The following is a 10,793-nucleotide window of genomic DNA, read 5'->3' as shown; positions in this document are numbered from 1 at the left end:
GGCCAGTGGCGCGGGCAGCGGGGCGGTCGGGCGGCTGCGGCTCGGCTTCGTCTCGACGGTGGGCTTCGGGCCGCTGCCGGGCTGGCTGCGCGATTTCCGGCTCGCCGAGCCCGGCATCCACGTCGTGCTGCGCGAAGCCACCACCGACGTGCAGCTCGCCGCGCTCGCCCAGGGCGAGGCCGACGCCGGCTTCGTGCTGCACGCGCCCGGCATGCTGCCGGCGCCGGCGCTCGAGCACCTGTCGCTCGGCACCGAGCCGCTGGTGCTGGCGCTGCCGGCCGCATCGCAGCTGGCCGGTGCGCGCCGGCTGTCGTTGCCGGCGCTGCTGGCGCAGCCGCTGATCATCTTCCCGCGGGCGATCGCGCCGTCCATCCACGATGCGGTGTTCGCGTTCTACCACCGGCATGGCGCGACACCGGTGATCGGACAGGAGGCGATCCAGATGCAGACCATCGTCAACCTGGTGTCGGCCGGCCTCGGCCTCGCCTGGGTGCCCGAATCGGTGACCCAGCTGCGGCGCGATGGTGTCAGCTACCGGCAGCTGCCGCCGTCGCTGGCGGCATCGGGCGGCGCGGCGCCGCGCTCGGAAACCAGCCTGGTGTGGCCGCGCGATGCCGGGCCGGTGGTCGAGCGCTTCGTTCGTTTCGTGCGCACATCGCTGGCGACCTGAGCTGGGGTATCGTTCGCCTGCTTCCGCATTGCCCTGGCCCTCCACACCCATGCTCGTTCACCCGAAAATCGATCCCGTCGCGCTGCAGATCGGCCCGCTGGCCATCCACTGGTACGGCATCACCTACCTGGTCGCCTTCGGGCTGTTCCTGTGGCTCGCATCGATCCGCGTGCGGCAGACGCAGTTCGCGCAGGCCGGCTGGACGCGCCGCGATGTCGAAGACCTGCTGTTCTACGGTGTGCTGGGCGTCGTGATCGGCGGCCGGCTCGGCTACGTGCTGTTCTACAAGCCCGGGTACTACGCCAGCCATCCGCTCGAGATCTTCTCGGTCTGGAAGGGCGGCATGGCCTTCCACGGCGGCCTGCTGGGCGTGATCGCGGCGATGGGCGTGTTCGCCTGGATGCGCAAGCGGCCGTTCTGGCAGGTCACCGACCTGATCGCGCCGTGCGTGCCGACCGGGCTCGCGTCCGGGCGCATCGGCAATTTCATCAACGGTGAGTTGTGGGGCCGCGTCACGTCGACCGACCTGCCGTGGGGCATGGTGTTTGCAGGCGCGGGCCCCGAGCCGCGGCACCCGTCGCAGCTCTACCAGTTCGGCATGGAAGGCCTGCTGCTGTTCGGCTTTCTCTGGTGGTTCTCGCGCAAGCCGCGGCCGATGGGCCAGGTGTCGGGCGCCTTCCTGATCGGCTACGGGCTGTGCCGCTTCATCGCGGAGTTCTTCCGCCAGCCGGACGACTTCCTCGGCTTCCTCGCGCTCAACATGAGCATGGGCCAGTGGCTGTGCGTGCCGATGATCCTCGCGGGCATCGTGCTGTGCGCCTGGTCGGCGCGGCGCGGTTTTCCGGCCGGCGAGAAAGTGGCGAAAGAGAAGGTGGCGGCATGAGGCAGATCTTCTTCGACACCGAAACCACCGGCCTGAGCCCGGAGTCGGGCGACCGCATCATCGAGATCGGCTGCGTCGAGATGGTGAACCGGCGCCTGACCGGCAACAACAAGCACTTCTACGTCAACCCTCAGCGCTCGAGCCACGAGGATGCGGTGAAGATCCACGGGCTGACCGACGAATTCCTGGCCGACAAGCCGCTGTTCGCCGCGATCGCCGACGACCTGATGGATTTCCTCGCGGGTGCCGAGATCGTCATCCACAACGCCGGCTTCGATGTCGGCTTCATGAATGCCGAGCTGCGCCGGCTCGGCCGCCGGCCGTTCGCCGAGTGCGTGGCGGGCGTCAGCGACAGCTTGCTGATGGCGCGCGAGATGTTCCCAGGCAAATCGAATTCGCTCGATGCGCTGTGCAAGCGGCTGGAGGTCGACAACTCCAACCGCTCGCTGCACGGCGCGCTGCTGGATGCCGGCCTGCTGGCCGAGGTCTACATCAACATGACGCGCGGACAGAACTCGCTGGTGATCGATGCGGGCGGCACGTCGTCGCTGGACATCGTCGTCGCGGCGATCGACTTCAGCGCCTTCGACCTGCCGGTCATCGTCGCGAACGACGACGAGCTGGCGGCGCACGCGAAGCTGCTCGCCGATCTCGACAAGGCCTCCGGAGGCAAGACGGGGTGGCGCCAGCTTGTGGCATAATCCAGGGCTTCGCGACAAGGCAGTGATGTTGAAACGCGAAGCCGGTGATCGCAAGACACTCGGGCGGTTAACTCAGCGGTAGAGTGCCACCTTCACACGGTGGAAGTCGCAGGTTCGAACCCTGCACCGCCCACCAGTCCGATCATCGTTGGCAAGAGACAGGCAGCAAGAGACAGGCAGCAAGAGACAGGCAACCAGAAGCAGGCAGCACAACGGTGCTGCTTTTTTTTGCCTGTCATGCACACGACGCGCAATGGCAAGAGCCGCCATTCGCCGCAGATATAGTGTCAGACGGCATGTTCCGCACCCACCATCACCTGAACCGCGCGCTGGCCGCGCAGTGCGCCACGCTGTGTGCCGCGCTGGCGTGCACCACCGCGCAGGCCGGCCCACCCGAAGGCGACCTGTTCGGCTACAAGCTCGGTGCGCCGTACGCCGTCGGCGAGCTGACCCAGCAGCGCACCCGCGTCTCGCCGATGGTCGAGATGATGATCGACAAGCCCGACAAGGCCCCCGACTTCAAGGCCATCGAACTGCTCGCGACGCCGAAGAGCCTGACGCTGCTCAGCGTGCACGGCGTCGCCGATTTCCCCGACGAGACCCAGGCGCGTGCCTTCGCGGCCCGCCAGTCCGCGCTGATCGCCGTCGCCTACGGCGACAAGTGCCCGAAGAGCCCGTCGTTCATGAACGACCTGCTGAAGCTGCTGTGCCCCGGCGGGCTGGAGCTGTCGGTGTCGTACTACCCGCCTGATGCTTCGCGGGCGCAGCACAAGGTGCACCTGGGCCTGCGGCTGGCACCGGACAGCGAGGCCGGGCGCCGCCTGAGCCGCCTGGCGGAGCAGGAGTCGACCGCGGCATCGACCCCACCGGCGACCCCGCCGGCCCCCGATGTGGATTCGGCGCAACGCGCCGACAAACCAAAAGCCGATACACCGGCCGCGAAGCAGTCGCCGCAATAGGCGCCCGAACGCCGCCTTTCTTCGCGAAGGCAGGCGTTTCAATCGCTCGGATTGGCAGGAAATCACCTTGCTATTTTCCGTGTGCAATCAACGACTTATCGGCAGCCGATGGCTGTTTTGTAGCGATCGCCTACAAGTCTGTAACAAGACCTGAAACAGCTTGCACGTCGGATAAACCCTGATCCGCTCCATCGATATTTCCGATGGATGGATAGCTCCCCCTATGCCACCCCCGTGAACGAGGGGGTGTCGACCCTCATCGGACGCTTGCAAAAACCAAAGACCTCGGTTTGACCTCCCGTAACAGGCGACACCTCTGGTCGTTCAATGATTCGTCCCAGCCGTCGAAACAGGGATGCCCGATCGACGGGCGCAGGGATTGGCCCGGCGTTGCAGGTTGGCTAGAGGAGCTATTCGATGAGTTGGTTTCACAAGGTGTTGGGCGCGTTCTGCGTGACGGCCGTGCTGGCCGGATGCGGCGGGTCTTCGACGGATCAAGGTACCGATGCGGCAGACGCCGCCGGCACGAGCGAATCGGCCGAAGCACTGCGCATCGCAGCCGCCGCCGGTACGCGCTATACGCTGACGGTGTCCGGCCAGGCGGGCGGCCTGATCGGCTCCCAGCCCGCAGGCATCGTCTGCGGTGAAGGCAACACCCAGTGCAGCGCGAGCTTCGCGGCCGGCACGCAGGTGATGATCGGCCACCGCGCCAGCAGCGGCTACACCTTCAAGGGCTGGAGCGGCGGTTCGTGCTCCGGCACCGAGTTCTGCTACGTGACGATGGGCCAGAACYGCACGGTGGTCGGCAGCTTCGTTTCGAACAGCACGCCCACCCCGACGCCGACCCCCACGCCGACGCCGACGCCGACGCCTACCCCCACACCCACCCCGACCCCCACGGTCACCTACCCGCTGGCGATTACCGTCACCGGCAGCGGCTCGCTCACGTCGAGCCCGGCCGGCGTGTCGTGCAGCGCATCGTGCACCAGCGTCTTCTACTCGGGCACGCCGGTCACGCTGAACCCGGCACCGGCTTCCGGCTACAGCTTCAGTGGCTGGAGCGGCGCCTGCTCGGGCACCGGCACCTGCACGGTGCAGATGAATGCAGCGGCGGCGGTCGGCGCCTCGTTCACCGCCACCTCCACCGGCGGCGGCTCGGGCGGAACCGGCGGTACCGGCAACGGCACGGCGCCGGGCACCGGCACCGGCAAGGCCTACTTCGTGGCGACCACCGGCAGCGACAGCAACGCCGGCACGCTCGCGGCCCCGTTCAAGACGATCAACAAGGCGGTCGGCCTGGCCAGCGCCGGTGACACGATCGACGTGCGTGCCGGCACCTACACCGAGAGCGTCGTGATCCGCCGCGCGGGCAGCGCCACGAAGTGGATCTCGCTGCGCGGCTACAACGGCGAGCGCCCGGTGATCAAGAGCACGAGCTCGGGCCCGACCGTGTACTTCTACAACTCCGCCTGCGATGAAGACGCGGTCGGCGACGGCAGCGGCAACACCGACTGCTACCCRATGTACTGGGTGGTGCAAGGCCTGGAGATCCAGGGCAGCGCCGCCGGCGGCGGCGACGGCAACGCGATCAAGATCGACACGCCGAAGGTCAAGCTGGTGGGCAACCGCCTGTGCTGCAGCGTCGCCGACATCGTCAAGCTGGTGCGCACCTCCAACGACGTGGAAGTGCTGGACAACGAGATCTGGCAGGACGCGTCGAAGGTCAAGCCGGGCAGCAATGCCCAGGGTGTCGACATCGTCGGTGCGGACCGCGTCCGTGTCGCCGGCAACTACATCCATGACGTGCCGGACATCGGCGTCTACGCCAAGGGCAATGCACGCAACCCGATCTTCGAGAACAACCGCCTCGTCAACATCGGCAACTCGACCAACGGCCATGCGCTGATGCTGGGCCAGGAGACCGACGACTACCGCCTGGTCGACGGCCTGTACGAGACGTATGACGGCATCGTTCGCAACAATGTCGTGGTCGGATCCACCTGGKCCTGCCTCGCGACCTCGTCGTCGAGCAACGCCCGCTTCTACAACAACAGCTGCTACGACACCGGCAAGCTGATGCACGGTTCGATCTTCCTCTCCAACGAGTCGGAAGTCGGCCAGGCCGGCACCAACGTCTACTTCGGCAACAACATCGTCTACGGTTCGTCGGCCAAGCCGGTGGTGAAGATCGGTTCCAGCGCGATGACCGACTACAAGACGCTGGTCTTCGACCACAACGTCTACTACACCAGCACGGGCGCCCCGACCTTCTCGAGCGACGACTTCTCCGGTGTCAACTTCGCGACCTGGCTGACCAAGTACAAGGCCCTGAGCGGACGTGACGACAGCGGCAGCAAGGTGGCCGATCCGAAGTTCTCGACCACCACGGGCAGCACCCCGCTGACGCTGTCGACCGGCAGCCCGGCGGTCGATGCCGGCGCGAACCAGTCGCTGGTTCCGACCGACTCCCGCGGCGTGCAGCGCGCCCAGGGTGCAAGCACCGACATCGGCGCCTACGAGTACTGATGTCAACCAGGCGCCGGCGGTTCTGCCGGCGCCTTCCTCGATCAACACACGCGGCCGATCCGGCCGCTCAGAGCCCAGCCCGGCGATCCACGCGATCGGGCCTGGACCGGGCTTGTCTGGAGCTATTCAATGAACAGGGTGAACAAGGTGTTCGGTGCGATGTCGCTGGCGATGATGCTGGCGGCTTGCGGCGGCGGAAGCAGCAGCGGCAACACGGCAGTCGCTGGGTCCGAAGTCGATCCCGAACTGGCAGCCGCCGGCGCCACCGAAAGTGCGCAGGCCGTCGGCGACAGCGCGTACTACACGGCGCGTCCGATCACGGTCACGGTGACCGGCCCCGGCATGGTGGGCAACATGGTGAGCGGCGTGCTCGGGCCGATGAACTGCGGCAACGGCGGCACGGCCTGCTCGGTGAAGTACACCAAGTACACCTCGGTGCTGCTGGGCGCGCTGCCCAACACCGGCATGGTGTTCCTCGGCTGGGGCGGCGCCTGCTCCGGCACGGCCAACACCTGCACGCTGAACAACAGCCAGTCGCGCGCCGTCACGGCCAAGTTCGGCCCGGCCGGCACGACGACCCCGCCGACGAGCCCCACGACCTACCGCCTGAACGTCAGCACCAGCGGCTCCGGCACGGTGGCCTCGGGCGCCGGCGGCATCAACTGCGGCGCCGACTGCAGCGAAGACGTCACGCCGAACGCCGCGGTCACGCTGACCGCCACGCCGGCCGCCGGCTTCAAGCTGAGCGCCTGGGGCGGCGACTGCGCCGGCAGCGCCAGCACCTGCAGCATCACGATGAGCCAGGCGCGCGACGTGAGCGCGTTGTTCGTCGTCGCCGACACGACCGCGCCGACGGTGGCGAGCGCCACGCCCGGCGCCGGTGCCACCGATGTCGCCGTGACGACGCCGGTCAAGGTGACCTTCAGCAAGACGCTGGATTGCTCGACCGTCTCGGGCCAGACCTTCAAGGTGGGTTCGGTGTCGGGCACGATCGCGTGCAGCGGCAACACCGCCACGTTCACGCCGGTCGCGGCCCTCTCGACCGCCGCGCAGTACCCGGTGGCGCTGACGGCCGGCACGACTGGCATCAAGGACACCGCCGGCAACGCGCTGGCCGGCACGACGAACTGGAACTTCACGACGGCTGCGGCGGCGACCACGCCCCCGACCACGCCGCCCACCACGCCGCCCGCGAGCGCCGGCGCCTTCAGCTTCCTGGCCTACGGCGACAGCCGCTCGGGCAACGGCTGCGGCGGCAACACCGCGCACATCGGCCTGGTGAACCGGATGGTCAAGGAACCGGCCGCCTTCGTGTTCAACCTCGGCGACATGGTCACCGGCTACGACAAGTCGACCAACTGGGTGCAGCGCGGCGATTGCCCGACCGATGCCTCGAAGGGCAGCTTCAAGGAAATCATCGCGCCGCTGCAGAACAAGACGCCGGCCGCCGGCCTGCAGACCTACTACTTCCCGGTGGTCGGCAACCATGACGACAACTTCGGCGACGGCTGGTACCCGGACAAGTTCGGCAACGGCTTCTGCGACGTGTTCGACCCGAAGAAGATCGGCATCCCGAACCACACGCAGAACAAGGCGTACTTCAAGGACTGGACCACGTCGAGCGTCACGCACCACACCGACGAGCAGTTCTACCAGCTGGCCTGCGCGAAGACCCGCAGCGGCGTCTATCCGGACTACATGTACTACTCGTTCGACTACAAGGGCACGCACTTCGTGGTGCTGCGCCTGAACTCGGACTACTACGACGTGATGGAGTGCTCGAGCAACTGCACGGCCGCCAACGAAGGCAACTACGACGCGTACTACTACAAGCACCAGCTCGACTGGCTGCGCTACGACCTGGCGCAAGCCTCGGCCAACAGCGCGATCCAGAACACCATCGTGCTGATGCATGCGCCGCTGATCTCGTACTCCGACGGCCATGCGCCGAACGCTTCGTGGCCGACGCTGATCAAGGATTTCAGCAAGCACCCGAAGGTGAAGATGGTGATCTCGGGCCACAGCCACGTGTACGAGCGCTCGGTGCCGGTGTATGCCGATGCCGCGAGCCCGAACGGCGTGCGTGACGATGCCAAGGGCGCGGTCTACACCGTGACCGGCGGTGGCGGCTCGGCGCTGGCCGGCTTCCACAGCATCGGCCCGCTGAACGCGAAGGCCACGGCGGCGTACCACTACATGCGCATCGACGTGGACGGCGGCAAGGTCAACGTGAAGACGATCGGCCAGGACGGCGCGGTGATCGACACCTTCTCGACGCGCTGATACGCGGTATCCGACGAGGCCCGGCGGTGCATGGCACGGCCGGGCCTTTTCGCCTTGGTCCGCTTTCGGGAGCAATTCTCGAACGGCACTTCTGGTAACGAACGGACCCGAGAGACCACTCAATGAAGTGGCGCCGGAGCCGAAACAGGTCAGGTCACGCGGACCTTGCGATGGTGCAAGGCCGGACGTGGTTGGAGCAGGGAATGAAGAGCTTGAGCAAGATGGCCGGCGCAACGATGCTGGCCGCACTGCTGGCCGCATGCGGCGGTGGTGGTGGAAGTGATGCGGCTGGTGCTGCCGACGCGGCCGATGCGGCCCAGGTGGCAACGCCGGTCGAGGATGCGCCGGTGCCGCCGCTGGCGCAGCAACCGGTGGATCAACTGGTGGATCAACCAGTGGACCAGGCCGCAGCGCCGACGATGGACACCTCAGCCGGCGCCGAGCCGCTCACCGAGGTCGCCGAGGGCGTCGCCACCGACCCGTGGGTCAAGACCTGGGTCGATGCCGATCTGGACGCCTACTACCCGAGCCGCCCGATCCGGGTCAGCGTGACCGGCCAGGGCAGCGTGGCCAACTCGGTCAACGGCACGGCCGGGCCGTTGAACTGCGTGCAAGGCGGCAGCAGCTGCGGCGTGAGCTACACGAAGTACAAGACGGTGCTGCTGAGCGCGGTGCCGAAGGCCGGCCAGGTGTTCCGCGGCTGGACCGGTGCCTGCATCGGCTCCGGCACGCGCAGCACCTGCGAGATCCGCAACTACATGCTGCACAACGTCGGCGCGACCTTCGGCCCGGCCTGAAGTCGGGGCTGGCCCGCCTCTAAACTGGCGGGCATGGCACCGACCTCCCACCCGACACCCGAAGCAGATGGTCTCGCCGGGCGCGCCGCCGAGTTGCGCACCCAGCTGAACCACCACGCCCACCTCTATTACGTGCTCGACGCGCCGGCACTGCCGGATGCCGAGTACGACAAGCTCTTCCAGGAGTTGCAGGCCCTCGAGGCCGCGCACCCCGAGCTGCTGACACCGGACTCGCCGACGCAGCGCGTCATCGGCGCCGTGCTGCCCGGGCTGACACCGGTGCATCACGTCGTGCCCATGCTGTCGATCACGACGGAGACGGACACGACCGAGGGCGGCGCCATCGCCTTCGACGCCCGCGTGCGCCGCGAGCTGGGGCTGAAGGAGGGCGACGCGCCGGTCGACTACAACGCCGAGCTGAAATTCGACGGCCTCGCCATCAACCTGCGCTACGAAGCCGGCGTGCTGGTCCAGGCGGCCACGCGCGGCGACGGCGAGACCGGCGAGGACGTCACGCACAACGTGCGCACCATCGGCCAGATTCCGTTGCGCCTGCAGGGCGACGCCCCGCCGGTGCTGGAGGTGCGCGGCGAGGTCTACATGCGCCGCGACGCCTTCGAGGCGTTGAACGAGCGCCAGCGCAGCAAGGGCGACAAGACCTTCGTGAACCCGCGCAACACCGCTGCCGGGGCCATCCGCCAGCTCGATTCGCGCCAGGCGCGCGACAAGCCGCTGAGCTTCTATGCCTATGGCCTGGGCGAGGTGCAGGGCTGGGCGCTGCCGGCGACGCAATCGGGCCTGCTGGATGCGCTGGCGGCCTTCGGCCTGCCGGTCAATGAGCTGCGCACGGTGGCGACCGGCACGGCCGGCCTCGTCGCCTTCCACCAGCGCGTGGCCGAGGCGCGCGACGGCCTGCCCTTCGACATCGACGGCGTCGTCTACAAGGTCGACTCGTGGGAGCAGCAGCAGAAGCTCGGTTTCAAGACCCGTGAGCCGCGCTGGGCCGTGGCCCACAAATTCCCGGCCCAGGAGCAGGTGACGACCTTGCTGGCCATCGACGTGCAGGTGGGCCGCACCGGCAAGCTGACGCCGGTGGCGCGGCTGGAGCCGGTCTTCGTCGGCGGTACGACGGTCAGCAACGCGACGCTGCACAACATCTTCGAGATGCGCCGCAAGGGCGTGCGGGTGGGCGACAAGGTCATCATCCGCCGCGCCGGCGACGTGATCCCCGAGGTGGTCGGCCGTGTGCCGGGCGCGCGCGCGGGCTACGTGCCGAACTTCCACATGCCGCGGGCCTGCCCGATCTGCAAGAGCGAGGCGGCGCGCGAGAAGGGCGGCATCGAATACCGCTGCACCGGCGGCGTCTTCTGCCCGGCCCAGCGCAAGCAGGCCATGCTGCACTTCGCCGGCCGTCGCGCAATGGACATCGAAGGTCTGGGCGACAAGCTCGTCGAGCAGCTCGTCGATGCCGGCATCGTGCTGAGCCTGCCGGGCCTCTACAAATTGGGCGTCGCGAAGCTGGCGGCCCTGGACCGCATGGCCGAGAAGAGCGCGCAGAACATCGTCGATGCGCTGGAGAAGAGCAAGGCGCCGACCCTCGCGCGCTTCCTGTTCTCGCTGGGCATCCGCCAGGTCGGCGAGACGACGGCCAAGGACCTGGCGCGCCACTTCGGCACGCTCGACAAGCTGATGAACGCCAGCGTCGAGCAGTTGCTGGAGGTGCCCGATGTCGGGCCCATCGTCGCAGCCAGCGTCCACACCTTCTTTGCGCAGCCGCACAACCGCGAGGTCGTCGAGCAGCTGCTGGCCGCCGGCGTGCAACCCAGGGAAAGCGCTGGCGAGGCCGACGACCGCCCGCGCCCGCTGCTGGGCAAGACGCTGGTGCTGACCGGCACGCTGCCGACCTGGTCGCGCGACGAGGCCAAGGACGCGATCGAGGCGGCCGGCGGCAAGGTGTCGGGCTCGGTCTCGAAG

Annotated in this window: 8 protein-coding genes and 1 tRNA gene; all 9 read left to right on the top strand. The window is 67.9% G+C overall.

Annotation, left to right across the window (positions count from 1 at the left end; all coding sequences use genetic code 11):
* Nucleotides 1–670: LysR substrate-binding domain-containing protein (locus tag AC1DXV_RS25430; RefSeq protein WP_477936163.1), on the top strand; the 670-nt coding region annotated here is incomplete at its 5' end.
* Between the two features lie 49 nt (nucleotides 671–719).
* Nucleotides 720–1,553, top strand: coding sequence for a prolipoprotein diacylglyceryl transferase (lgt, locus tag AC1DXV_RS25425; protein ID WP_477868549.1), 834 nt, complete (start codon nucleotides 720–722; stop codon nucleotides 1,551–1,553).
* Nucleotides 1,550–2,254 carry a DNA polymerase III subunit epsilon gene (gene dnaQ / locus AC1DXV_RS25420; RefSeq protein ID WP_477868547.1) on the top strand — a complete coding sequence of 235 codons (705 nt, stop codon included), beginning with the start codon at nucleotides 1,550–1,552 and terminating at the stop codon, nucleotides 2,252–2,254. The genes lgt and dnaQ overlap by 4 nt, the downstream gene beginning before the upstream one ends.
* Before the next feature lie 61 nt (nucleotides 2,255–2,315).
* Nucleotides 2,316–2,390, top strand: a tRNA-Val gene (locus AC1DXV_RS25415).
* A gap of 160 nt (nucleotides 2,391–2,550) precedes the next feature.
* Entirely contained in the window at nucleotides 2,551–3,213 is a 663-nt protein-coding gene (locus AC1DXV_RS25410; RefSeq protein ID WP_477936161.1) for a hypothetical protein, read from the top strand.
* A gap of 417 nt (nucleotides 3,214–3,630) precedes the next feature.
* Nucleotides 3,631–5,739, top strand: coding sequence for a right-handed parallel beta-helix repeat-containing protein (locus AC1DXV_RS25405; RefSeq protein WP_477936159.1), 2,109 nt, complete (start codon nucleotides 3,631–3,633; stop codon nucleotides 5,737–5,739).
* A gap of 129 nt (nucleotides 5,740–5,868) precedes the next feature.
* Nucleotides 5,869–8,022 (top strand): Ig-like domain-containing protein, encoded by a 2,154-nt coding sequence (locus AC1DXV_RS25400; RefSeq protein WP_477936157.1) that lies wholly within the window; start codon nucleotides 5,869–5,871, stop codon nucleotides 8,020–8,022.
* A gap of 203 nt (nucleotides 8,023–8,225) precedes the next feature.
* Complete coding sequence (locus AC1DXV_RS25395; RefSeq protein ID WP_477871576.1) at nucleotides 8,226–8,819, top strand: hypothetical protein; 594 nt, start codon at nucleotides 8,226–8,228, stop codon at nucleotides 8,817–8,819.
* Nucleotides 8,820–8,852: 33 nt separating this feature from the next.
* A partial coding sequence (ligA, locus tag AC1DXV_RS25390; protein ID WP_477936155.1) for an NAD-dependent DNA ligase LigA occupies nucleotides 8,853–10,793 on the top strand: 1,941 nt, incomplete at its 3' end.

It is taken from the genome of Rhizobacter sp. P3_C12 (assembly GCF_056402735.1).
This window is presented reverse-complemented; position numbering and strand designations above follow the sequence as displayed.

Coding starts and splice junctions, on each gene's coding strand:
- dnaQ (WP_477868547.1), top strand. CDS start 1,550: ATGAGGCAGATCTTCTTCGACACCGAAACCACCGGCCTGAGCCCGGAG.
- AC1DXV_RS25410 (WP_477936161.1), top strand. CDS start 2,551: ATGTTCCGCACCCACCATCACCTGAACCGCGCGCTGGCCGCGCAGTGC.
- AC1DXV_RS25400 (WP_477936157.1), top strand. CDS start 5,869: ATGAACAGGGTGAACAAGGTGTTCGGTGCGATGTCGCTGGCGATGATG.
- AC1DXV_RS25395 (WP_477871576.1), top strand. CDS start 8,226: ATGAAGAGCTTGAGCAAGATGGCCGGCGCAACGATGCTGGCCGCACTG.
- lgt (WP_477868549.1), top strand. CDS start 720: ATGCTCGTTCACCCGAAAATCGATCCCGTCGCGCTGCAGATCGGCCCG.